The 22902-nt window shown below is 42.8% G+C and carries 19 protein-coding genes; 10 read left to right on the forward strand and 9 right to left on the reverse strand.

Annotation, left to right across the window (positions count from 1 at the left end):
- Positions 1 to 68 precede the first annotated feature (68 nt).
- The 5 genes from fdh3B to OFN98_RS05220 all read right to left on the reverse strand — a co-directional run bounded on the left by fdh3B (position 69) and on the right by OFN98_RS05220 (position 6312).
- A complete protein-coding gene (gene fdh3B, locus OFN98_RS05200; protein ID WP_270862929.1) occupies positions 69 to 623 on the reverse strand; it encodes a formate dehydrogenase FDH3 subunit beta in 555 nt (184 codons plus the stop codon).
- Positions 624 to 633: 10 nt separating this feature from the next.
- Complete coding sequence (locus OFN98_RS05205) at positions 634 to 3555, reverse strand: formate dehydrogenase subunit alpha (protein WP_270864786.1); 2922 nt, start codon at positions 3553 to 3555, stop codon at positions 634 to 636.
- A gap of 9 nt (positions 3556 to 3564) precedes the next feature.
- Positions 3565 to 3768, reverse strand: a complete 204-nt coding sequence (locus OFN98_RS05210; protein ID WP_270864785.1) for a twin-arginine translocation signal domain-containing protein — start codon at positions 3766 to 3768, stop codon at positions 3565 to 3567.
- A gap of 193 nt (positions 3769 to 3961) precedes the next feature.
- Complete coding sequence (locus tag OFN98_RS05215; protein ID WP_270874285.1) at positions 3962 to 4651, reverse strand: hypothetical protein; 690 nt, start codon at positions 4649 to 4651, stop codon at positions 3962 to 3964.
- A 2-nt stretch (positions 4652 to 4653) separates the two neighbouring features.
- Positions 4654 to 6312, reverse strand: a complete 1659-nt coding sequence (locus OFN98_RS05220; protein ID WP_270874286.1) for a 4Fe-4S binding protein — start codon at positions 6310 to 6312, stop codon at positions 4654 to 4656.
- A gap of 171 nt (positions 6313 to 6483) precedes the next feature.
- On the opposite strand from OFN98_RS05220, the gene selA reads away from it, so the two are divergent.
- The 3 genes from selA to OFN98_RS05235 are packed head-to-tail and all read left to right on the forward strand — an operon-like array spanning position 6484 to position 10475.
- On the forward strand, positions 6484 to 7896 hold the full coding sequence (gene selA / locus OFN98_RS05225) for an L-seryl-tRNA(Sec) selenium transferase (RefSeq protein WP_270874287.1): 1413 nt from the start codon (positions 6484 to 6486) through the stop codon (positions 7894 to 7896).
- A complete protein-coding gene (selB, locus tag OFN98_RS05230) occupies positions 7889 to 9709 on the forward strand; it encodes a selenocysteine-specific translation elongation factor (protein WP_270874288.1) in 1821 nt (606 codons plus the stop codon). Before selA ends, selB begins: the two co-directional genes overlap by 8 nt.
- 52 nt (positions 9710 to 9761) lie before the next feature.
- Positions 9762 to 10475, forward strand: coding sequence for a histidine kinase (locus tag OFN98_RS05235; RefSeq protein WP_270874289.1), 714 nt, complete (start codon positions 9762 to 9764; stop codon positions 10473 to 10475).
- A gap of 119 nt (positions 10476 to 10594) precedes the next feature.
- On the opposite strand, the gene OFN98_RS05240 is transcribed toward OFN98_RS05235, so the two are convergent.
- Positions 10595 to 11461, reverse strand: coding sequence for a SurA N-terminal domain-containing protein (locus OFN98_RS05240; protein WP_270874290.1), 867 nt, complete (start codon positions 11459 to 11461; stop codon positions 10595 to 10597).
- Between the two features lie 79 nt (positions 11462 to 11540).
- On the opposite strand from OFN98_RS05240, the gene gltX reads away from it, so the two are divergent.
- From gltX to gdhA, 6 genes are all read left to right on the forward strand, one after another.
- Positions 11541 to 12920, forward strand: coding sequence for a glutamate--tRNA ligase (gene gltX / locus OFN98_RS05245; protein WP_270874291.1), 1380 nt, complete (start codon positions 11541 to 11543; stop codon positions 12918 to 12920).
- Positions 12921 to 14174, forward strand: a complete 1254-nt coding sequence (locus tag OFN98_RS05250) for a malic enzyme-like NAD(P)-binding protein (RefSeq protein ID WP_270874292.1) — start codon at positions 12921 to 12923, stop codon at positions 14172 to 14174. It abuts the gene before it with no gap.
- Between the two features lie 49 nt (positions 14175 to 14223).
- Positions 14224 to 15684: a nicotinate phosphoribosyltransferase gene (locus OFN98_RS05255; RefSeq protein WP_270874293.1), complete on the forward strand. Its 1461-nt coding sequence runs from the start codon at positions 14224 to 14226 to the stop codon at positions 15682 to 15684.
- A 101-nt stretch (positions 15685 to 15785) separates the two neighbouring features.
- Positions 15786 to 16151, forward strand: coding sequence for a hypothetical protein (locus tag OFN98_RS05260; RefSeq protein ID WP_270874294.1), 366 nt, complete (start codon positions 15786 to 15788; stop codon positions 16149 to 16151).
- A 116-nt stretch (positions 16152 to 16267) separates the two neighbouring features.
- Positions 16268 to 16945: an MqnA/MqnD/SBP family protein gene (locus OFN98_RS05265; protein WP_270864777.1), complete on the forward strand. Its 678-nt coding sequence runs from the start codon at positions 16268 to 16270 to the stop codon at positions 16943 to 16945.
- Between the two features lie 9 nt (positions 16946 to 16954).
- Entirely contained in the window at positions 16955 to 18313 is a 1359-nt protein-coding gene (gene gdhA / locus OFN98_RS05270; RefSeq protein ID WP_270874295.1) for an NADP-specific glutamate dehydrogenase, read from the forward strand.
- Between the two features lie 49 nt (positions 18314 to 18362).
- On the opposite strand, the gene OFN98_RS05275 is transcribed toward gdhA, so the two are convergent.
- Both OFN98_RS05275 and OFN98_RS05280 read right to left on the reverse strand, forming a co-directional pair.
- On the reverse strand, positions 18363 to 19370 hold the full coding sequence (locus tag OFN98_RS05275) for an AI-2E family transporter (RefSeq protein WP_270858470.1): 1008 nt from the start codon (positions 19368 to 19370) through the stop codon (positions 18363 to 18365).
- Between the two features lie 111 nt (positions 19371 to 19481).
- Positions 19482 to 19988 carry a glycine zipper 2TM domain-containing protein gene (locus OFN98_RS05280; RefSeq protein ID WP_270871163.1) on the reverse strand — a complete coding sequence of 169 codons (507 nt, stop codon included), beginning with the start codon at positions 19986 to 19988 and terminating at the stop codon, positions 19482 to 19484.
- A 151-nt stretch (positions 19989 to 20139) separates the two neighbouring features.
- Here OFN98_RS05280 and OFN98_RS05285 point away from each other — a divergent pair, with 151 nt between their 5' ends.
- Positions 20140 to 20931, forward strand: a complete 792-nt coding sequence (locus tag OFN98_RS05285; protein ID WP_270874296.1) for a hypothetical protein — start codon at positions 20140 to 20142, stop codon at positions 20929 to 20931.
- A gap of 58 nt (positions 20932 to 20989) precedes the next feature.
- Here the strand turns inward: OFN98_RS05285 and tkt are convergent, their stop codons facing one another.
- The gene (gene tkt / locus OFN98_RS05290; RefSeq protein WP_270876633.1) at positions 20990 to 22900 is read right to left on the reverse strand and encodes a transketolase; all 1911 of its coding nucleotides are present in this window, start codon (positions 22898 to 22900) and stop codon (positions 20990 to 20992) included.
- Positions 22901 to 22902 lie beyond the last annotated feature (2 nt).

Below are 22902 nucleotides of genomic sequence, written 5' to 3' on the forward strand. Positions count from 1 at the left end.
ATTGTAGCAAATTTAGGATTAAGAATTTATAGAATTGAGAAATTTTGGGAGATTTCTCTCCCAAAATTTTATAAATTTGTGCCCCGAGTAAGCACGCGTTTGCGATAAACTTCCGAAACTTTCGTGCTATCGCCGACTAAAAGCGCATTTGTGCAACAAATCGCCGCGCACATTGGCACCTTGCCCTCAGCTATGCGGTTTTGGCCGTATTTGTGAAGCTCGGCACTAGAAAATGTCTCCTCAGGACCTCCTGCACACATTGTGCATTTATCCATTGCGCCTTTTATACCAAAAGCTCCGTCTCGTGGGAACTGCGGCGCACCAAACGGACACGCATACAAGCAGTATCCGCAACCGATACATTTATCTTTATCATGCAAGACAATCCCATCAGCCCTGATATAAAAGCACTGCACCGGACAAACCTGCGCACATGGCGCGTCTGTGCAGTGCTGACATGCGATCGAGCTAGCCACCTCTTTGCCAGGAACACCCTCATTTAGGATTAAAACCTTGCGTCTATTAATGCCCACAGGGACTTCGTGCGCATTAGAGCAGGCTACTTGACAGCCGTAGCATGCGATACATCTTTGGACATCTACATAAAATTTCATTCTTCCCATTATCTACTCCTTACGCTTTTTCCAAACGGCAAAGTCCGGCGTTAAATTCCGAAATTTGCGTATTTATATCAAAGCCGTAATTCGTGATAGTGTTCGAACTCTCACCGATGACATAAGGTTTCGCCCCCTCTGGATAGCGCGAGCTTAGATCCACACCCTGCATAATTCCAGCGAAGTTATACGGAAGCACTATGCGATCTGGCGTAACAGAGTGCGAATATATACATTTGACCTTGATTTTCGTGCCTTGTGGCGAGTGTATCCACATCATCGCCCCGTCAGCTATACCATAATCTGCTGCTAGTTTTGGATTGACATGGGCAAACATCTCTGGCGTGATTGCTGCAAGGTATTTGCTAGTGCGCTCCAACATACCAGCGCCACTTAAATTTACAAGTCTCATTGAGCTCATAATCGTAGGGAAATCCTTGCTCCAATCCTGCTTTTTCTGTTCGCTGATAAATTTAACCTCGACACGGAAATTTTTAGCCTGATCGTCAAATGTAGGGTATTTTTCTACCAAATCCCAGCGCGGAGAGTGCAACGGCTCTCTGTGTTTAGGGATTGGATCGGCAAACTCCCAAACTTTCGCCCTAGCCCTTGCGTTTCCACAAGGACAAATTCCAAATTCGCGCGCTTTTTGGTTGATGATTCCACTATAATCATCGCTCCAACTAGGCCCCATTTTTGCCTTTTCTTCCTCGCTAAGCGTGATTCCTAGCATTTCTTCGATATTATCTTTTAGCAAATGCGCATGTCCGCCAGAAATCTTCGCTCCCGGCAGAGTTATGCCCTCGCCCGCTAGCTGTGAAACGCCGTCGTGCTCTAAACCAAAGCGATTTCTAAATCCCATGCCGCCCTTTTCATAAGGTTTGCTTAAATCATACAAAATAGGCGTGCCTGGGTGCTTAATGTCCCAGCAAGGCCACGGAAGTCCGAAGTATTCGCCCTCGACTTCGCCACCAATTCCCATTAGCGTATCAGGATCGAAAAATTCCCAGTTTCTTTGGTGGCGTCTTAATCTCTCTGCGGTTCTACCTTGTGCGCCGATACTATGACCGCACCTTGCGATCTCGTTTGTAGCGTCATCTGGCCAGACAAAAGGCTCATTATCGGCTTTTACCTGCTTGATTTCGCCATTTACGACTTCCATTTTCATACCGCGAGTGTATTCATCATAAAAGCCAAATTTTTTAGCGAACATAAACATTACTTCGTGGTCTTCCTTGCTCTCATAGATTGGTTTGATGACCTGAGTGCGCCACTGACCAGTTCTGTTTGTAGCCTGCAAATGCCCCTCTGTCTCAAACTGCGTGCAAGTTGGAAGGACATAAATGCCGTCCTTTCTATCGCTTAAAATCGCAACTTCGTTTAAGAAAGGCTCAGCTACGACGAGCATATCTAGCTTATCAACAGCTTGTTGAATTTTAGTCAAATGCGCCATAGAGGTGATTCCTGTGCCCTGAACCCAAAGCACGCGTAAATTTCCGCTTGAATATGTTTTTTCTTCTTTTAAGACGCCTTGCCACCATTTAGAGAGCGAATAGCCTTTTTCATTGCGCCAAGTTATCTCTTTCTCGGCGTTTGGATCGACATGGAAATACTCATCAAAATTTGTTCCAGCAACTTTTCCGCCTTGTTTTGGCTCTTTAATGGTCGTAGCGAAGCGTTTGACAAATGTATCAAAATCCACGCCCCAGCCCTTGCAGTAGTGTTTCCACGCCGCATCACCTAATCCATAATACATAGATAAGGTATCAGCCAAACAACCCATATCGGTTGAACCTTGAACATTATCGTGACCGCGAATAATATTCGTTCCACCGCCCGGTTTGCCCATATTTCCTAAAACTAATTGCAAAATCGAAAGAATTCTAGTATTTGAGCTACCCACAGAGTGCTGAGTGATACCAAGAGCCCAAATCAGCGTAGCTGGCTTGGTCGTAGCAAACATTTTTGTAAATTCAAGCAACTCTTCGACCTTACAGCCTGTAACATTTACTGTCTCTTCTGGTGTCCATTTTTCAGCCTCTGCGCGAATTTCATCAATTGCGTAAGATTGATTTGCGATGACATCTTTATCTTCCCAGCCATTTTTGAAAATCAGATGAAGCATACCATAGACAAATGCAATATCTGTGCCAGGGCGGATTCTGATATACATATCAGCCTTAGCCGCAGTTCTAGTAAATGCGGGATCTACAACGACGATTTTTGCACCATTTCTATCTTTGGCTTGCAGAGCATGTTTCATACCACCAACTGGGTTTGCCACGGCTGAATTTGCACCGATGAAAAGTATCATTTTTGAGTTTGCTGCCATATCACCGAAGTGATTTGTCATAGCGCCATAACCCCATGTATTCGCCACACCGGCGACTGTTGCGCTATGTCAAATTCTAGCAACATGGTCTATATTATTAGAACCCCAAAATGCTGCAAATTTTCTAAAATAAAATGCCTGTTCGTTGCAAAATTTAGCTGAACCTAGAAATTCTACGCTATCTGGACCATCTTCTTTTCGCACTTCTAGCATTTTTGCTGAAATTTCATCAACTGCTTGCTCCCAGCTTATGCGTTCCCATTTGCCACCAACTTTTTTAAGTGGGTATTTTAAACGCATTTTTGACTTGGTTAAATCGATTTGATCGATTCCCTTACAGCAATGGCTTCCCTGCGAAATCGGGTGATCTACCGCCATGTCTTGGCGAATCCAAGTGTTTGTGCTCTCATCGACCTGTGCGATGATACCGCACCCTGCCGAACAAATCGAGCAAACCGTCTTTTTATAAACCGAATTTGGAAAAGGGTTTTTAATCTCTTGCTCCGTCGCCTCGCGAAGTGTGTCGTTAGCTCCAAACGCACTTACGCTAGCACCGCCCAAAGCAGCGAGTTTTAAAAACGACCTTCTGCCGATCGTATTTTCACTCATAATCTACTCCTAATACGCTACTTTGTAGTATTTTTGCCACGCTTCACTTTCAAAGTAAAGCACCTCTTTTTTTGGTGATTTTCCGCGAACTGTGTTTGGTTGGGGAGTGTCTTTATCACCGTTTGCACTAGCTACGCTAGCAGCTATACCTACGGCACCGACGGCGCCGACTTTTAGAGATTTTTTGAGAAAATCTCTGCGTTTGCTTTGCATAATCTCTCCTTTAAAAGGAAATTTTATTTTAATCTTTGTCGTAACGCCTGCTACATAATTTAAAATAGCTGATATTAACGAAAAGTTAATAATAAAGCGGTTAAAAATAAAATTATAATTTAAGATTAATTTTATTTTAAGAAAGGCTAAAATTCGGCGAATTTAGCCAAATTTCGCCAAAATTTTAGCGAATTTACTCGTCAAATTCGAAATTGTGCTTCGCGTTTTTGAAATTTCCGCGGTAAAGCTTGGCATTAATTGATTCTTTGGCGATATTTTTATCTTTTTGCGGTTTTGGCAGGGCCAAAAGCGAACGCTCCAAAGCAAAAAAACTCTCCATAATCCCAGCCAACGCCCTAAAAAATTTCGAACTCTTATGCTCTTTTAAAAGCCCCATAAAATGGTCGCAAAACTCATTTATCACGCTTACAAAAAGCTCGGTTGAAAGGAAAATATTTCCATTTTGCGACTCCGCCTCATCGCGCAAAAGCGAAGATTGCAGATAAAAAATAAATCCCACGAAATCCTCGCTATCCTTGCAAAGCTCGCTGTTACGGCGAAATTTACTCTTTTTAAGCGTGTTTGTGATGAGGATTTTCATTCTGCCCTCGTCCCTGCCCTCATCGTAAAAACTAGCCGTCGTCGGGACATTGACAAAGGAAAAATCAAACAAAACATCGTTTTGCTCGCGCCTAAACTCCTCAAAACTAAAATTTTGCAAAATTTCAAAATTCCCAGTGTCGCTTTCGCTAATCGGCGATGATTTTAGAAATTCGAGTTGCTCTTTCCATAGGCTAAATTTAGCCCCGTTTTCGTAGAAAAAAAACGGAATTGCGAAAAATTCATAATAATACGACCTAGCCTTAATCAAATTTAAATCCATTTTCAAATCTCCTCTTGCATTTGCTTTAAAATCATAATTTTCGCCTTACAATCAGCGCAACAAAACAGCGTTTTTGCCTTATCCGCGTCGTCTGCGAAGTGCGCGCTCATCAAATTTGCGATTTTCATAATCGCCTTTTTTGTGGCAAATTTTTTGCCGCACTCGATACACTCAAACAGCTCGTCGCGAGCTAAAATTTGATACTCGAAAAACTCTTTTTTAAGCTCTACGCCACATAGATCAAGCGCCATAGTATCTTTTTCGGCGCAACTTCGCACGCAGTAATCGCACCCCACGCAAAGCGAAGCGTTAAATTTGAGCGAATTATCGCTTTTATCGGCAAAAAGTGCGCCTGTGTTGCACGCGCCCGCGCACGATAGGCACAGCGTGCAGGTTTGCTCGTTTATGCTAATTTTAGCGTGGCTTTGCGACGCGCCGTTTGCGACCACGCCGTAATCGCCCTCGCCCACCATAAATGCCATGCGAGCTGAAAAAATCTCGATTTTGCTCAAATTTGTCTCATTTAGGCTAAATTTCCATTTTTGCCCGCTTTTAGCCAAATTTAGCGCAGTTTCAAGCCCCTTTTTATCGCTAGCCACAAACACTCCCTGCACGCCATAAATCGCCATTGTAACGCTATTTATGAGATTTATCGCATCTTTTGTGGCTTCGCAAATCTCGCCCTCAAAAAGCACAACCTGCGAGCCTGTTTCTTGCATTATGCTAAGCAAAAAAACCTCATCAAGCTGAAATTTAGCAAAAACTCCAAATGGAAGCACGCCGCAGGGCAAACTCACGCCCGAAATCTCGCCAAAGCTCGCCTCATGGGCAAGAAGCGGAATTTTGCCAGCGTAGAGTTTTGCCATTTGACTAATTGCGATTGGTGGCTGTTTTGCCGAGCTAATCGCGCCTGTGGGACAGACGCTCACGCACCTACCACAGGCTATACAATCAATATGCGAAATTTCAAGCTTGCGATTTTGTTCATCTTTCAAAAGTGCCACGCTAGGGCAAACCTCCACGCATTTAGCACACAGTTCCACTCTCCTGCCCTCGTATTGACAGAGGTTTGCGTTAAATGAAATGTTGTTTTTGTAAGTGTAAATCGGCGATTTTTCGGATACGAGAGCTAAAATTTCATCATCATTTAACCCTGCGATTTCATAGCAACCACTTTGGCGAAGTTGATAGCTTTTTGCATTTTCTACTAGGAAAAAATCGGCTTCAACCTCGTATTCATCGGTGTTACTTAGCACGCTTACACTCAAATCCCCAATCCCACCATAGACGAATTTCACCTCAGCGTGAGTTAGGCAAATCACCTTAAATCCAGCGTTTTTGAGCGCATTTACACTGCTTTTGCGCTCATTATCGCTTACGAAAATTATATTTTTTCCCACTGGTTTTTGATAGGCATTATCCGCGCCATAATCAAACATCACCGCCTTTGCTTCGTATAAAATTTCGACATTTCTAGCGATTTGAAGCATTTCATCGTTTGTGGAATTTATATAAAAATTTATCTCTGGCGCGTAAATTTCAGCCTTTAAGCTAGGCGAATTTGCCACGACAAAGTGTCTGTCGCTATCAGCGCAAATCTCTATGCTATCGCCTAAAATGGCCTCTTTTACCCCCACTGGGCTAAATCCGTATTCGCTCATTTTCTATCCTAAAAACAAAATTCGCATTTTTTACACTCATTTTCTAAACAATCGTTAAATGTAAATTTAAACTAAACATAAGTTAAATTTGTAATTTTTTTGGCATGTTAAATTTTAATAAAAATAGTGATAAAAATGGTCCGTAAAAACAAAATTTATAGGATTTTTTAAATGCAAATCAAACTTCCCAAAGTCGATAAAATCGCAAATAGCGTAGAATTTCACGGACTTTTGAAGCCTGTGGTTTTGCGGATTGCAAAAGAGGTCATAAACGAATTTCGAACCAGCCTAGTAAATGGCGAAAATTCGTGCGCTAGCGAAGAGCAAATCATCGCGCAAATCAAATCTCGCTATGAAAAATTCGCAAATCTCGCACTTCGCCCGCTTATCAACGCAACCGGTGTCGTGCTTCACACCAATCTCGGTCGTAGTGTGATTTCGCCTGAAATTTTATCTCGTGCGCAGGGGGCGATTTGCGCCTACTCTAACCTCGAATTCGACCTAGATAGCGGAACGCGCGCCAATCGCTACGATTATACTAGCGCGCTTTTGGCTGAGCTTTTTGGCTGTGAGAGCGCACTTGTGGTAAATAACAACGCAGCGGCTGTGTTTTTGGTGCTAAATACCTTTGCTAGGGGGCGCGAAGTCGTAGTAAGTCGTGGCGAGTTAGTCGAAATCGGCGGGAGTTTTAGGGTAAGCGAGGTCATGGCGAACTCTGGGGCGATTTTGCGTGAGATTGGCACCACGAATAAGACTAAAATTTCGGATTATCAAAACGCCATAAACGAAAATACGGCAGTTTTGATGAAAATTCATCGTTCAAATTTTGAAATTTCAGGTTTCACGCAAAGTGTGGAAATAGGCGAAATTTCGCGTTTAGCAAAATTTGCGAGCGAGAAAAAGGCTGAATTTTACGAGAAAAAAGAGCTGGAATTTAAAATTTGCGAAGAGGAAAAATTTAGCGAAATCATTGATTATTACGATCTTGGAAGCGGGAGCGTAAATGATTTAGGCGCGAATTTAGCTAAAAACGAGCCAAAAATTGGCGAAATTTTAGCCTCCGGGGCTAGGCTGATTAGTTTTAGCGGGGATAAACTTTTTGGAAGCGTGCAGTGCGGAATAATCCTGGGCGAGAAATCCTTAATCGAAAAATTGCGTAAAAATCAGCTTTTGCGCATGCTTCGCGCTGATAAAATCACACTTGCGATTTTAAACGAAACGATTAAGGCTTACATTAACAAAGAATTTTCGCTAATTCCTACGATTGATCAAATTCACTTGCCCCTTAGCGAGCTTGAAAGGCGCGCGCAGGGTGTTTTGGACGCGCTAAAAAATACTAAATTTCAAGCAAGCCTTATTCGCACAAAAACCTTTGTGGGTGGCGGGAGTCTGCCTTGCAAAAACTACGATAGCGTCGCTTTGGTGCTTAGCCAAAACGCTAGCCCAGAGGAAATTTCAGCGAAATTTAGGGCGCGCGGGATTATCGGGCGCATTGAAAACGATAAATTTTTGCTTGATTTTCGCGCCATTTTAAAGCACGATTTGCAAAAACTAATAAAAATTTTAAAGGAAATGTATGAATAGCGTCATAATCGGCACAGCAGGGCATATCGATCATGGCAAAACCGCACTCATAAAGGCGCTAAATGGCGTCGATGGCGACAGGCTAGCAAGCGAGATTGAGCGCGGAATCACGATTGATTTAAGCTTTTCAAATTTAAAATCAAAAAACGCAAATATCGCATTTATCGATGTTCCGGGGCATGAAAATTTAGTTAAGACTATGATTAGTGGGGCGTATGCGTTTGATTGCGCGCTTTTAATCGTCGCTAGCGATGACGGGCTAATGCCCCAAAGCAGGGAACATATCGAAATTTTATCGCTTTTAGATGTAAAAAGCGTGGTTTTGTGTATCACAAAGTGCGATCTCACAAGCAGGGCGCGCCAAAGCGAAGTTAAAAAAGAGTGCGAGGAATTTATAAGTAAATTTTCAAATTTGCAAATTTTAAATACATTTTTCCTAAGCGCAAAGACAAATTTAGGCGTTGATGAGCTTAAATCTTATCTATTTAACATAAAGCCAAAACCGCGCAAAAATGGGGGAATTTTGCATTATTATATAGATAGAATTTTCACTTTAAAAGGCATTGGCACAGTGGTAACTGGCTCGCTTATTAGCGGGGCGATTTCGCGTGGCGAAAAACTTCTTTGCGCAGATTGTGGCAAAATTTTAACCGCCAAAAGCCTGCAAATCCACGACACCGACACGCAGGTTGCGTATGCGCCAAACCGCGTAGCAATCGCACTTGATGCTAAAACTAGCGAGTTAGAGCGAGGCTATATCCTTACCAAAAAGGGCTTTTTTAGGGGATTTAACGAAGCCGATACGCTCTTTCGTGGCAAAATAGCGCATGGGGAAGATGTGAGCTTTTGTGTGGGCTCAAAGCAAACGCCGGCAAAAGCGCGCATTATTAAAGAGCTTGGAAGTGGCGAATTTTTGATAAATTTTAAATTTGAAAAAACTATGTTTTTGAAATTTGACGAGCCATTTGTATGCTTGGCAAACTCTCGCGTGTGTGGGGGCGGAAGGGTGCTAAATGCGGTCATCGAGCCACTAAAAAAGGCAAATAAGGCAGAGTTTTTAACAGCACTTTTGCATAAAAATTTCAAAAAAGCCTTTGAAATTTTAAGCAAATTTCACCGCCACGGATTTGGGCTGTTTTCGGCGTATCAGAGATTTGATATGGATTATGATAGCGCAAAGGCGATCGCTAAGACGATACCAAATACATATTTTGACGAAGCGACGCTGTGTGTGTATGATAATAGCGCGATTGGCGATATCAAAGAGCTGATTAAATTTATCATAGCCAAAAACCCTCACGCTGTATTTTCCCCAACCTCAATCGCCCTAAAACTCTCTTGGGCTAGCGAAAGCTTAGCCTCCCTCGTGCTTAGCGAGCTAGAAACAGCCGGTGTGATAGAAAAAACCGGTGGTGTGTATATCAAAAAAGGGGCGAATTTACAGGATTTAAAACAGAGCTTGGAGGGCAAAATTTTTGACATCATCAAAAAAGGCGGAATTGCCCCGCTTGCGCCATATAATATCTACGAAATGCTCGATATCGACCGCGTCAGTGGCGATGACGCTCTGAAAAAACTAACATATTCTAAAAAGGTAGTTCGCCTAGCGCACAATCTGTTTGTGGAGGCTGGAAATTTAAGCCAGATTATCAAAAAGCTTTATGATTTGATAAAAGAAGCTGGTTTTGCCGATGTAGCAAATGTCAAAGAGAGGCTAAATTTAAGCAGGAAATTTGCGATTTCTTACCTAGAATACCTCGATAATCTAGGCGATATCATCACAATCGATAATAAACGCTACCTAAAAAAATAAGTTATTTACCAATTTTGGCTAAAATCGTTGGATTTTTTAAAAAAGGAAGAAAATGAAAAAAGTTTTACTTTTCTCGCTTGCGGGCGCGCTAAGCCTAAATGCCGCGCTTAGCGATAGCGAAATTTTATCTATGTATGGCGGTTTGCCAGCAAATTTAAAAATCAGCGTGGCTGAGCGTATGCCAGTAGAGGGGCTAAAAGATATCCAAGCTGTGATTTTGAAAATTTCAAATGGCGAAATTTCACAAGAAGAGGTGATTTTCACTAGTGGAGATTTGGTTTTGATGGATGTAATCGACCCTAAAAAACAGATTCTTTACAAAGATCAAATCAAACAATCTAGACTTTCAAAAGGTGTAGCAAGCGTCTATAAAAGCGAAAGTAAAGACAATATCATTACCCTTGGAAATGACCCTAAAAAGCCAACTTTGCTAATGCTAACTGACGCTGAGTGTCCGTTTTGTCGTAGAGAGCTAGCCGAAATCGAGCGAACGCTTAAAAGCAACAATGTCGAAATCGTAATGACATCAGTGCATGGAGATAGCGGTCATGCCAAATCAGCGCTGATTTACAAAGAGGTCAAATCAGCCAAAACTGACGCCGAAAAAATCGCTGTTTTGCGCAAATACTATGCCGAAGATAACAAAGCAAACGCTTCAAGCGTAAGCCCTGAGGAACTAAAAAGCGCAAAAGCTATCGCCGATAAATACTTCTCAGCCGGCATGAATTCAGTGCCATTTATCATTGAAACTTCAAAATTAAAATAAATTTCAAAACTACGCTTTAAATTCCACGCTAAATTTACGAATTTAGCGTGGGGTAAATTTCGAAATTTCATTAAAACAAAAATTTTGGAAATTTTAAAATTTCCAAAATTTTGGGTAAGTTATTTAGATTTTTTTGTAGATTTTGTAGGGTTTAAATTTCGATCGATTATACGAACATTAGCATTTGAACGAATTCTATCGTTAAATTCCTCGACCATTTTTTTGCGTTTGTTAGTAACATAAGCTTCGATTGCCTTTTCTTGCACGCTTTCGAAATCAGCCGTTTGCACGCCCTTTTTATCATTGACATAAAACATCTCATATCCGTTTGCCGTAGGGATAACTGGCGAGAATTTGCCCTTATCCACGCTAGTTACAATGTATTTTAGCCCTGCGTCCATTTGATTGGCTTTTAGCGTGCCACGCATGACATATACATTGCCAGGGCGGGCATTTGGATTGCGTTTGATAGGATTAAGAGCGCTCTCGCTTTTAGCGATATAGCGAGTTAGCGTAATGCTATCAAAAGTCGTGAATAAAGACGGATTTTGCTCGTAAAATCTACGCACATTTTGTGGTGTTACGGTGCGTTGCACATCGGCAAAAAGCGGCCCATAGAGCTTTTCTTCTAAAATTCCGCGACGCACATTTTCTCTAAACGCCTCTTCTGACATTTTTTGCTGTTTTAGCGCCTTTTGTAGCTGTTCTAGACTAAGCTTGTTCTGCTCGGCAATCATTTTTATGCGATTATCGATTTCAGCTGGGCTTACGGTGATTCCTCTGCGCTTAATCTCAGAATCTTGCAATTTTTGCTTGATTAAAATTTCCATTGCAGCTTGCGGGCTGGCACCTGTGGCCTTTTGGACTCTGGCTAATTCGTAATTCGTAATCGGCTCGTTTTCTACGACAGCCACGACGCTATTTACGACATTTGCGTTTAACGCGCCAAAACCTAAAAGTGCAACAACGGCTAGTTTTTTTATCATTTTCAACCTTTATTTAGTCTTTTTGCTTTATAATCCCACGATTATAACATTAAAAAGTAAAATTTTAAAAAGGAAATTTATGATTGTAACTCGTTTCGCACCAAGCCCGACAGGGTATTTGCACATCGGCGGATTAAGAACCGCGCTGTTTTCATACCTATACGCAAGAGCAAATAACGGCAAATTTTTGCTTCGCATTGAAGATACGGATTTAAAAAGAAATTCGGTAGAGGCTGCAAAGGCTATCGAAGAGGCGTTTAAATGGTGTAATCTAGACTACGACGGCGAAATCGTCTATCAAAGCTCACGATTTGATTTATACAAAGAATATGTCCAAAAGCTCCTTGATGAGGGCAAAGCATACAAATGCTATATGAGCAAGGCTGAGCTAGATGCGCTAAGAGCCGAGCAAGAAGCCAGAAAAGAGCGCCCAAAATACGATAATCGCTATCGCGATTTCACAGGCACACCGCCAGTTGGTATCGAGCCAGTAATCCGCATAAAATCGCCACTTGACGGCACGATTGAGTTTAGCGACGGAATTAAAGGCGATATGAAATTCGAAGCCAAAGACATTTTAGACGATTTTATCATCGCTAGAAGCGACGGCACGCCGACTTATAATTTCACGGTCGTTATAGATGATGCGCTAATGGGCGTTACAGACATCATCAGAGGCGATGATCACCTATCAAATACCCCAAAACAAATCGTGCTTTATAACGCACTTGGATTTAAGGTTCCGAAATTTTACCATGTCGCTATGATAAATGGCTCTGACGGCTCAAAACTCTCTAAACGCCACGGCGCGACAGATGTCATGGAATACAAAAAAATGGGCTATTTGCCACAAGCTCTGCTAAATTTCTTAGTCCGCCTTGGCTGGTCGCATGGGGACGATGAAATTTTTAGCATGGACGATATGAAAAAACTCTTTAATCCTAATAATATCGGCAAAAGTGCAAGCACATTTAACCAAACCAAACTTGATTGGCTAAATGCGCATTACATTAAAAATTTAAGCACCACCGAAGCCTGCGCCCACCTGCTAGAATTTGGCGTAGATATAGTAAATCACCCTAAAAAAGAGCTTATCATTAATCAATACAAAGAGCGCGCAAAAACCCTAGCCGAAATGGCGAACGGAATCGCAACCTTAATCAATCCTTTAAAAATTTATGATGAAAAAGCGTATAAAAAGTTTATCAACGAAAATTCGATAGCCTTACTCGCAAAATTCCAAGAAATTTTAACCTCAAATTTCGTTGCAAGCGAAATCGAGGCGAAGACAATGGAATTTTTGGAGGCAAACGAAGTGAAGCTAAAAGATTTAGCCCAACCTTTGCGAGTCGCCATAACAGGAACAAGCGTAAGTCCGTCGATATTTGAGATGATTGAAATTTTAGGTAGCGACGAGGTTAAAGCTAGAATTTCTAGCTTATTACAGAAAGGAATTTAAATGGCACAAAATGATTTGAAAGAAAGGGCATTAGAGTATCATATCGGTGGAAAAATCGGCATAAATGTCAAAACCCCATGCGCGAAACCAGAGGATTTGACCCTAGCATACACACCGGGTGTGGCCGAGCCTTGCAAGGTGATTGAGGCCGATAATGAGCTAGCATACAAATACACCAACAAATCAAATCTTGTCGCAGTTATCACAAACGGAACGGCCGTTTTGGGGCTAGGAGATATAGGTGCAATCGCAGGAAAGCCAGTAATGGAGGGAAAAGCGGTTTTGTTTAAAAAATTTGCTGGCGTAGATGCTTTTGATATCGAGATCAACGAAACAGATCCTAAAAAAATAGTCGAAATTTGCAAGGCTATCTCGCCGACATTTGGTGGAATAAATTTAGAGGACATTAAAGCTCCTGAGTGCTTTGAGATCGAAAAAGAGCTACAAAATGCCGTCGATATCCCTGTCATGCACGACGATCAGCACGGCACAGCGATGATTACAGGTGCTGGATTAATCAACGCAGCCTACATCAGTGGCAAAAAAATCGAAGATATGAAAATCGTAGTATCTGGTGCTGGCGCAGCAGGTATTGCATGCGCGAAACTCTATAAAAGCCTTGGCGCAAAAAATGTAATTATGCTTGATTCAAAGGGCGTAATTCATACTGGCAGAAGCGATTTGAACCCGCAAAAAATGGAATTTGCTATCGACACAAACGATAGAAGCCTAGCAGATGCGATGAGGGGTGCGGATATGTTTCTTGGCCTTAGCAAACCGGGCGTCGTAACAGCCGAAATGGTAAAATCAATGGCGCCAACGCCGATAATCTTCGCTCTGGCTAACCCTGTGCCTGAAATCTACCCAGATGAGGTACATGCCGTGAGGGACGATGCAATCGTAGGCACTGGTAGAAGCGACTTTGCTAATCAAATCAACAATGTTTTGGGTTTCCCTTACATTTTCCGTGGTGCGCTAGATGTAAGAGCTAAAAAAATCACCGAAAATATGAAACTAGCCGCTTCTCGCGCTATGGCGGAGCTAGCCCGTGAGCCAATCCACCCAGATGTGCTAAAAATGCTAGGCAAGCCTGATTTGAAATTTGGACGAGATTATGTCATACCAAATCCATTTGATCCGCGCGTGTTTGCTATCATTTCAGCCGCTGTGGCAAAGGCTGCGATCGATGATGGCGTCGCGAGAGTAAGCAATTTCGATTTCGAGGCTTACAAAAAATCTTTACAATCAAAATAATCGAAATTTCCCGTTTTCGGGAAATTTCAAAATTTAAGGTATCAAAAAAATGCAAAATTTCGAAAATTCATCAAATTTAGCCCTGCTTACTGACTTTTATCAACTCACAATGATGCAAGGATATTTTTTCTTAAAACCGCGTGAAGTCGCAGTTTTTGATATGTATTACCGCAAAAACCCATGTGGCGGCGGTTATGCGATATTTTGCGGTATGAGCGAAGTGGTGGATTATATAGAGAATTTGCATTTTAGCAGTGATGATATAGCGTATTTGCGCTCGCTTGGGAGTTTTAAGGACGAATTTCTAACCTACCTTGAAAATTTTAAATTTAGTGGCGAAATTTACGCTGTCGATGAGGGCGAGGTCGTATTTCCGCACGAGCCGCTAATCCGCGTCAAAGCAAATATCATCGAGGCACAGTTAATCGAAACTGCGATTTTAAACACCATAAATTTCCAAACCCTAATCGCCACCAAAAGCTCGCGCATAAATTTCAGCGCAGGAGAGGGTAGCGTAATGGAGTTTGGGCTTCGCAGAGCGCAGGATAAAAGTGCTGCGATTTTTGGTGCAAAAGCCGCTATAATCGGCGGTTGCGTGGCTACTTCAAATGTTTTGGCTGCCAAAATTTTTGACATACCAGCTATCGGCACGCACTCTCATGCGTGGATCGGAAGCTTTCCTAGCGAAATCGAGGCCTTTCGCGCTTACGCCAAAATCTACCCAGACTCCGCGCTTTTGCTCGTCGATACCTACGATACGCTAAATTCTGGCGTGCCAAATGCGATTAAGGTTTTTGAAGAACTTCGCGAGCAAGGCCACAAACCGCTTGGAATCCGCATTGATTCTGGTGATTTGGAGTATCTGACCAAACAATCTCGCAAAATGCTTGATAACGCTGGATTTAAGGACGCCAAAATCACAGCCAGCAACGATTTGGACGAATACGCGATTGATCAACTCAAACTTTTCGACGCTAAAATCGATAGCTGGGGCATTGGCACGAGATTAATCACAGGTGGCGATAGTTCAAGCCTTGGCGGTGTTTATAAGCTAAGCGGTATCGAAAAAGATGGCGAAATTTTGCCAAAGATTAAAATTTCAAACGACCCGCGCAAAATAAACAACCCCGGCTACAAGCAGTTTTTCAGGCTCTATGACAAAGATAGTGGCATGGCGCTAGCGGATTTAATCACGCTTGAAAATGAAAGTATCGACGAGAGCGCACCGCTTGAAATTTTCCACCCACTCTACACTTACAAACGCAAAAAACTCGAAAATTTCAGCGCAAAGGCTATGTTAAAGCCTGTGTTTGTCCATGGTAAATTTGTCGGCGAGAAAAAATCCGTCATGCAAATCGCCGAATTTTCGCGCAAGGCTAAGGCGAAATTTTGGTGCGAATACCTGCGAAATATCCACCCGCAAACCTACAAAGTAGATTTATCGGCTAAGCTTTGGGAGATGCGAAAATCGCTGATTGATGAAATCAATGCAAATTTAGGCAAATCGTAGAAAATAGTAAATTTTTATTTACTTTTGAAATAAAAATTTTGACTATAATTGCGCGTTTGCAAGATTTTCTTGCGTAAAATTTCATTTTAAAAGGATAGAAAATGAGCAAAATTCTCTCATGCGCGGTTGCACTTTTACTTTTGGCAGGTTGCGCCTCAAAGCAGCTTCGCCAATCCCCAGAGGACGCGATTAACGAGCAAAACCACACCGCTGCGACTGCCAAAATGGAAGTGCTAAATTTCAAAACCGAAAATGGCAAAAAACTAAGCCTAGCTTCAAACGATTTGTTTGACACAGCGGTTTTAACTGATAGCGAGGGCAAAACTCACAACCTAACTCGCCAACGCTCAGCTAGCGGAATTTACATGGAAAATGACAAAGGCGTGAGTATCCACTTCAAAGAGGGTGGCGAGGGCATAGTCGAGTTTAGCAAATACAACTCACTCTCAATCTCACAAGTCGATTAATCCAAATTTTGCCACTTCTTTGGTGGCAAAATTTATTAGTTTTATTAATTTTAAAATTTTAACTTTTTCTTACAAAAATAGTAATATAATTTACGAATTTTAAAATAGGAATATGGATGCGATTTGGCAAGATAGATTATTTAAATTTACTCCCTTTTCATGTGTATTTAAAATCTCTACCTTTGCCAGCGCATACCAAGAAATTCATAGAACTCAAAAAAGGTGTCCCTAGCAAGCTCTGTCGCGATTTGCGCGCAATGCGTGTCGATGCGGCCGTGATTTCTAGCATAGAATCCCGCCACAAAAAATACTCCACCCACCCTCTTGGCATAGTCGCCCAAAAAAAGGTAAAAAGCGTGCTCGTGCGTAAAAACACCACCCCGCGCCTAGATCCAGCCTCGATGAGCTCAAATATGCTCTCGCGAATTTTAGGCATTAGTGGCGAGGTCATCATCGGCGATAACGCTCTGCGCGCGATTTTATCGCAAGGGGAAGAGAAATTTTACGATTTGGGCGAAATTTGGCACAAAAACACAAATTTGCCATTTGTTTTTGGAATTTTATGCTCGGTTAAAAATCACGAAATTTACGCCAAACTTACCGAGGCGTTTTTACGCACTAAGGTCAAAATCCCACAATATATCCTCATCAAATACGCTAGAAGCAGAGGAATTGCTGAAAAAGACATCTTAGAATACCTCCAACTCATAAGCTACAAAGTCGGCGCGCGCGAGAGGCGCGCACTTAAAATTTTCCTAAAAAAAGCAAGCAAATTTAATTATAAACCAATTTAAGGAGGAGATATGAACAGTTATGTGGCAGGGTTGTTAAACAACCTAAAAGAGCAAAATCCGGGCGAAGAAGTTTTTATACAAGCAGCGACTGAAATTTTTAACTCTCTTGCTCCCCTAATCGAGCGCGAAGAAAAATACACAAAACACAGAATTTTAGAGCGAATCACCGTGCCAGAAAGAAGCCTAAGCTTTCGCGTAGTCTATACAAACGATCGTGGCGAGCCTTGCGTGCATACGGGATACCGCGTCGAGTTTAACTCAGCACTTGGCCCATACAAAGGCGGTCTTAGATTTCACCCTAGCGTAAATATGGGTGTTTTGAAATTTTTAGGTTTCGAGCAAATTTTCAAAAATTCACTCACAGGCGTTAATATCGGCGGTGGCAAAGGTGGCGCAAATTTCGATCCAAAAGGCAAAAGCGACGGCGAGATTATGAGATTTTGCCAAGCATTTATGTTAGAGCTTCACAGGCTTATCAGCGAAAATACAGATGTCCCAGCCGGCGATATCGGCGTGGGCGGTAGAGAGATCGGCTATATGTATGGCGCATACAAAAAAATCACTCGTAGATTTGATGGCGCACTTACTGGCAAAGGCCTAGCATGGGGCGGAAGCCTAGCTCGCACGCAAGCCACAGGATACGGCTCAGTGTATTTCGCACAAGAAATGCTAGCTAAAAAAGGCGAAGCACTTCGTGGCAAAATCTGCGCAATCTCAGGTGCAGGAAATGTCGCAATCTACACAGTCGAAAAACTATATCAACTAGAAGCCAAACCAGTTACCGTTAGCGATTCTACTGGCTTTATCTACGATCCTGAGGGCATTGATTTAGCTCTACTTAAAAAGCTAAAAGAGGAGCTTAGAGTGGGTCTTGCCGAATACGCCAAAGAGCGCAAAAACGCTAAATTTACCCCAGTTAGCGAGTATCCAGAGGGCAGAAACGGCGTATGGAGCGTCAAATGCGACGCAGCCTTCCCAAGCGCTACGCAAAACGAGCTAAGCTTAGAGGACGCCAAAACACTATACGCAAACGGATGTCGCCTTGTATGCGAGGGGGCAAACATGCCTAGCACGCTAGCTGCGATTGATTTTATGCTAAGCCAAAAAGACTTTTTATTTGGCCCTGCAAAGGCAGCAAATGCTGGTGGCGTGGCGACAAGTGGCTTAGAAATGATGCAAAACGCGCAACTTGAATCATGGAGTTTCGAGGAGGTCGATGGCAGGTTACACGAGATTATGAGGCATATCTTCCGCACCAGTTACGAGACTTCGAAAGAATTTGGCGATGAGGGCAACCTTGTGCTTGGCTCAAATATCGCAGGCTTCCGCAAAGTAGCCGATGCGATGATAGATCAAGGCTATGTTTAATAGCTAAATTTCGCTAGGATTTCCCTAGCGAAATTTGAAATTCTAAAATTTAATGCTCGATTTTATTACTTAAAAGCGTAGCGATAGATTTCGTGCGTTCGTTCGAATTTAGCGCGATTTGTATGCTCATAGTAAGTGGCACAGCCAAAAACATACCACCCACACCAAAGACAAATCCCCAAAGAAGAAGACCTCCAAGCACGCTTAGTGTCGAAAGCCCCAGTCCCTCGCCCATGAAGCGTGGTTCGATGATATTTCCGATGACGACATTTACGATGAGATAGATCGCCACGACCCAAATACTCACGCTTAAATCCATTGTCGCCAAGGTCACGAAAAGCGTCGGAAAAACGGCGATTATGGAGCCGATCGTAGGGATATAATTTAGCATAAACGCTACTATCCCCCAAAGTGCTGCATACGGCACGCCAAGCAGCCACAGACAAAGCCCGATTAGCGCGCCTGTCGTGGCGCTTGAAATCGTTTTGATAAGTAGATATTTTTTCAGGCTTGGGGCAAATTTTTTCATAAATTTATGCATACCGCGGTTGCGAGCGGAAAAATATTTGATTTTCGCATCAATTACCGAGCTTTCAAAGACCATAAACGAGACCAAAATAAAGACAAAAAACCCGGTGCTGACAATTCCGCCTGTTTTTTTTGCCACAGCTGTCGCGCGAGATACCATTTCAGAGGGCTCAGCACCAAGACTAGCTAGATCAAAATCAATGCCGTAATTATTCAGCCGCTCTTGCGCGCCACCTAGGACTTGGTTAAATTTCGCCCCCAGCTCTGGTAACTGCGCCGAAAACTCTCTGACCGCCTTAAATACGATATCGCCCATAAATCCCATAACGCCAAGAAATCCCAAAACCACAATCAAAAAGCTAAACAATCGCCCTACGCGCAGTTTTTGGATAGATAGCATTAGTGGCGAAATCAAAACCGTGATAAAAATCGCTAACAAAAACGGCACGATAATCGAGCCAGCAGCTTTAAGTCCTGCTATGATTATCACCACGCAAGCAGCCGAGATTAGGGACATTTGAAGTTTCATTGTAATCCTAAATTTTGAAATTTATTCTATATTTTAATAAAAATTTGTAAATTTTAGATTTTTTGCAAAGTGGAATTTACCCGTAAATTTCACGGGTAAATTCGGCTAAATTTAATCAGCGCACACCGCGTTTGGCTGGATTCTCGTCTCGCCAGAGTATGATGAAATCATCAACGCTTCGCCATTAGCATACTGGCACACGCGACCTGCTTGTGTCGAGCTTTTAAGCGATTTGCCCTCTTTGTATGTGATTGTCACGGCGTCGATTACCTTGGTATCGCTTACCATCGATCCTGCTCCTGCTCCTAGCACGCCACCTATCGCGCCACCAGCCACAGCTCCGCCTGTTTCATGGCGACCGCCCATTTTATGACCTAGCACAGCTCCGCCCACAGCGCCTACTACGCCACCTGCGGCTTGGGCTAAGCGTTTGTTTTCGGTATTGTCGACCCTGACCTTGGCTGGAACGATTGAGAGAATTTGGATAGTTTTGGCGTTTTGTTCTTGGTTTAATCCATGCTCGTCATAGACATCAGGTCCCAAAGTTTCCGATTTGTTAGAGCAACCACTAAGCGCAATCATCGCAACTACGCTAAGGCTAAGTAGAGATTTTTTCATTAAAACTCCTTTAAAATGAGATAAAATGCGAGGATTATACACTTCCGTGGTAAATTTATTTTAATCATATATTAAATTTGGCTAAATTTTGCTATTACAAATTTAAGCCTAAATCGTTATAATTCTTGCAAAATTTAAAAAAAGGAAATTTATGAGAAAATTTCTAGTTTTGGCTAGTCTTTTGGTGCTTTTAGCGGGGTGCGGAGAGGAGAAAAAAAGAGGAAAACAGCGCTTAGCTAACACGAAAAAAAATGATTCCATAGAGCTAGAAATTTCGCGCGAATTTGACAAAATCGCTGCCGCAAACTCCGCAACACCGACAAAATCTATAAATTCTACCACGCTAGCCATGCCCGATACGCCAGCTGTTTTTAATGCGAGCAAAGATGGCTTGGGTGAAATTGCAAGCGCGCCAAAGACGCTAGAAGCGTCAAATTTCGCACAAGAAAAAAGCGCGCTGAGTGTTTCAAACACGCCAAATACAAAAAATCTCGCGCCAAGTGAGCCTGAGATGGCAGAGGCGCCAGCCACTTCCACGCAAACGATAATTTTATCGGCTCCAAGCCAAAATAAAAGCACACAAGAAAACGCCGATAAATGCCAAAACGCCAAAACTATCGCGCTAATCAAGGCCAGCAAAAAGGATTTGCCATACAAAAACGGCGTTGTGATTTATAACGACATAACCTGCCAAAACAATCTTTTAACGCACTACTATGAATTCGACCTTCCACCAGAGGCAATGAAAAAAATCAGCCAAATCGAGGATAAATTGCGCTCGAATTTGGTTTTGAAAAGTGGTGAGCTTTTGGAGCTTTACTGCAAGGCCGAGGAGCTAGCCGAATACAGAGATAACGAAATCGCCATGGAGTGGCGCTACACCATGCCTGGGATTGATGCTAACCTAGCTTCTATCGTAATTTCGCCGAGCGATTGCAAGTAAAATTTAGTGAAATTTAAAAGGGATTTAGCCAAATTTTGAAATTTGGCTAAATTTTGGATTATCTATTTAGAAGTTTTTTCGCTTCGTTTGCGACATTTAGATCGCTAAAACCGAAAAGTTTGAATAGCTCGCCAGCTGGTGCGCTCTCGCCAAAGCTCTTCATGCCTAAAATTTCATCAGCGAATTTATACCATTCTAGCGCGCTTGCAGCCTCGACGGCTAGGACTTTGCCTTTGAAAATTCTAGCCTTGTATTCATCGCTTTGTTCGCACAAAAGCTCGAAACAAGGCGCACTAACGACATTTGCTCTGATATTTTCGCTTTGAAGCAAGGCTGCGGCTTTTAGGCAGATTCCTACTTCGCTACCGCTAGCTACTAGCGTGATATCGGCGTTTTCGCACTCTTTGATCAAATACGCGCCGTTTTTTGCCTCGCCAAATACAGCCTTTGGCAAAGCCTCTAAGCCTTGGCGTGAGCAAACAAAGGCAGCAGGGGCGTTTGTGGCAAGTGCTGCGCGCCAGCACTCTACATTTTCGTTACCATCAGCCGGACGGAAGGTGTAGAAATTCGGCATTGCGCGGAAGGTTGAGAGTTGCTCGATTGGCTCGTGAGTCGGGCCGTCTTCGCCTACGCCGATACTATCGTGAGTGAAAACGAAATAGTGCCTTAGGCTCATAAGTGCCGCCATTCTAGCACTATTTTTAAGATAGTCGCTAAAAATAAAAAATGTCGCAGAAAATGGGATAAATAGCCCGTATCTAGCGATTGCGTTGTTTATCGCAGCCATTGAGTGCTCGCGGATCCCGAAGTGAAAATTTTTGCCATACGGAAAGTCGCCAAAGCCTTTAAGCTCTGTTTTATTCGACGCCGCAAGGTCTGCACTTCCGCCTATGAAGCTTGGAAGCGCGGCCGCGATTGCGTTTAAAATTTTGCCATTGCTATCGCGTGTAGCGACCTTTTGACCGCTAAAATCAGGGAATTGTATAGCGTCAAAATTTGGATTTTGAAGTGAGTTTAATAAATTTTTCTTCTCTGCGCTTAAATTTGCGATTTTTTCGCTCCATAGTTTCTCAGCCAAATCGCCCTTTTCTACGGCTGCGCGAGTAGCGAAAAGCACATCTTCGCTCACGCTAAAACTCTCATCAGGGTTAAAGCCCAGCGCCTCTTTGGCTCTTTTTATGAGATCCTCGCCCAAAGGTGCGCCGTGAGTTTTGTGGCTACCTTCTAGCTCTAATGCGCCCTTGCCGATAGCGGTATTTGCGATGATTAGGTATGGTTTGGTTTTGTTTTTGGCCTCATCTAGGGCAAATTCGATTTGGTCGAAATTGTGTCCGTCTATGCGAGCTACCTCGAAGCCTTGGGCTTCGAAGCGAACCTTGATATCCTCGTCCCACGCAATCGAAGTTGAGCCGTCAATCGTGATTTTGTTGCTATCGTAGATAATGACGAGATTATCTAGGCTGTGGCAACCTGCTAGCGCGCATGCTTCGTAGCTGATACCTTCCTCTAAATCGCCGTCCCCGCAAAGGCAGTAAATTTTATGATCGATTACCTTTGTATTTTCGTCATTTAGCAAATTTGCAGCGTATTTTGCCGCCATTGCGAAGCCCACAGCGTTTGCTACGCCTTGTCCTAGCGGACCTGTGGCGATTTCTACGCCTGGGGTTGTGATTTCTGGGTGACCTGGGGTTTTGGAGTGGAGCTGACGGAAATTTTTCAAATCTTCCAGCGCGATATCATAGCCACTAAGATATAGATAGCTATACACCAAAGCACTTGCATGACCGCCGGAAAATACGAGGCGATCGCGGTTTAGCCAGTTTGGGTTTTTTGGATTATGCACTAGCTTTTCCATAAGCACGCTCATCACATCGCTTAGCCCCATAGGAGTGCCTGGGTGGCCAGAATTAGCCTTTTGGATCATATCCGCACTCAAAAATTTAATGGTGTTTGAAATTTTACTTCTCATTT

The sequence above is a fragment of the Campylobacter sp. JMF_15 NE4 genome (assembly GCF_027737645.1).
Classification (GTDB): Bacteria; Campylobacterota; Campylobacteria; order Campylobacterales; family Campylobacteraceae; genus Campylobacter_B.

Coding starts and splice junctions, on each gene's coding strand:
- fdh3B (WP_270862929.1), bottom strand. CDS start 623: ATGGGAAGAATGAAATTTTATGTAGATGTCCAAAGATGTATCGCATGC.
- OFN98_RS05210 (WP_270864785.1), bottom strand. CDS start 3,768: ATGCAAAGCAAACGCAGAGATTTTCTCAAAAAATCTCTAAAAGTCGGC.
- OFN98_RS05215 (WP_270874285.1), bottom strand. CDS start 4,651: ATGGATTTAAATTTGATTAAGGCTAGGTCGTATTATTATGAATTTTTC.
- OFN98_RS05220 (WP_270874286.1), bottom strand. CDS start 6,312: ATGAGCGAATACGGATTTAGCCCAGTGGGGGTAAAAGAGGCCATTTTA.
- selA (WP_270874287.1), top strand. CDS start 6,484: ATGCAAATCAAACTTCCCAAAGTCGATAAAATCGCAAATAGCGTAGAA.
- selB (WP_270874288.1), top strand. CDS start 7,889: ATGAATAGCGTCATAATCGGCACAGCAGGGCATATCGATCATGGCAAA.
- OFN98_RS05235 (WP_270874289.1), top strand. CDS start 9,762: ATGAAAAAAGTTTTACTTTTCTCGCTTGCGGGCGCGCTAAGCCTAAAT.
- OFN98_RS05240 (WP_270874290.1), bottom strand. CDS start 11,461: ATGATAAAAAAACTAGCCGTTGTTGCACTTTTAGGTTTTGGCGCGTTA.
- gltX (WP_270874291.1), top strand. CDS start 11,541: ATGATTGTAACTCGTTTCGCACCAAGCCCGACAGGGTATTTGCACATC.
- OFN98_RS05250 (WP_270874292.1), top strand. CDS start 12,921: ATGGCACAAAATGATTTGAAAGAAAGGGCATTAGAGTATCATATCGGT.
- OFN98_RS05255 (WP_270874293.1), top strand. CDS start 14,224: ATGCAAAATTTCGAAAATTCATCAAATTTAGCCCTGCTTACTGACTTT.
- OFN98_RS05260 (WP_270874294.1), top strand. CDS start 15,786: ATGAGCAAAATTCTCTCATGCGCGGTTGCACTTTTACTTTTGGCAGGT.
- OFN98_RS05265 (WP_270864777.1), top strand. CDS start 16,268: ATGCGATTTGGCAAGATAGATTATTTAAATTTACTCCCTTTTCATGTG.
- gdhA (WP_270874295.1), top strand. CDS start 16,955: ATGAACAGTTATGTGGCAGGGTTGTTAAACAACCTAAAAGAGCAAAAT.
- OFN98_RS05275 (WP_270858470.1), bottom strand. CDS start 19,370: ATGAAACTTCAAATGTCCCTAATCTCGGCTGCTTGCGTGGTGATAATC.
- OFN98_RS05280 (WP_270871163.1), bottom strand. CDS start 19,988: ATGAAAAAATCTCTACTTAGCCTTAGCGTAGTTGCGATGATTGCGCTT.
- OFN98_RS05285 (WP_270874296.1), top strand. CDS start 20,140: ATGAGAAAATTTCTAGTTTTGGCTAGTCTTTTGGTGCTTTTAGCGGGG.
- tkt (WP_270876633.1), bottom strand. CDS start 22,900: ATGAGAAGTAAAATTTCAAACACCATTAAATTTTTGAGTGCGGATATG.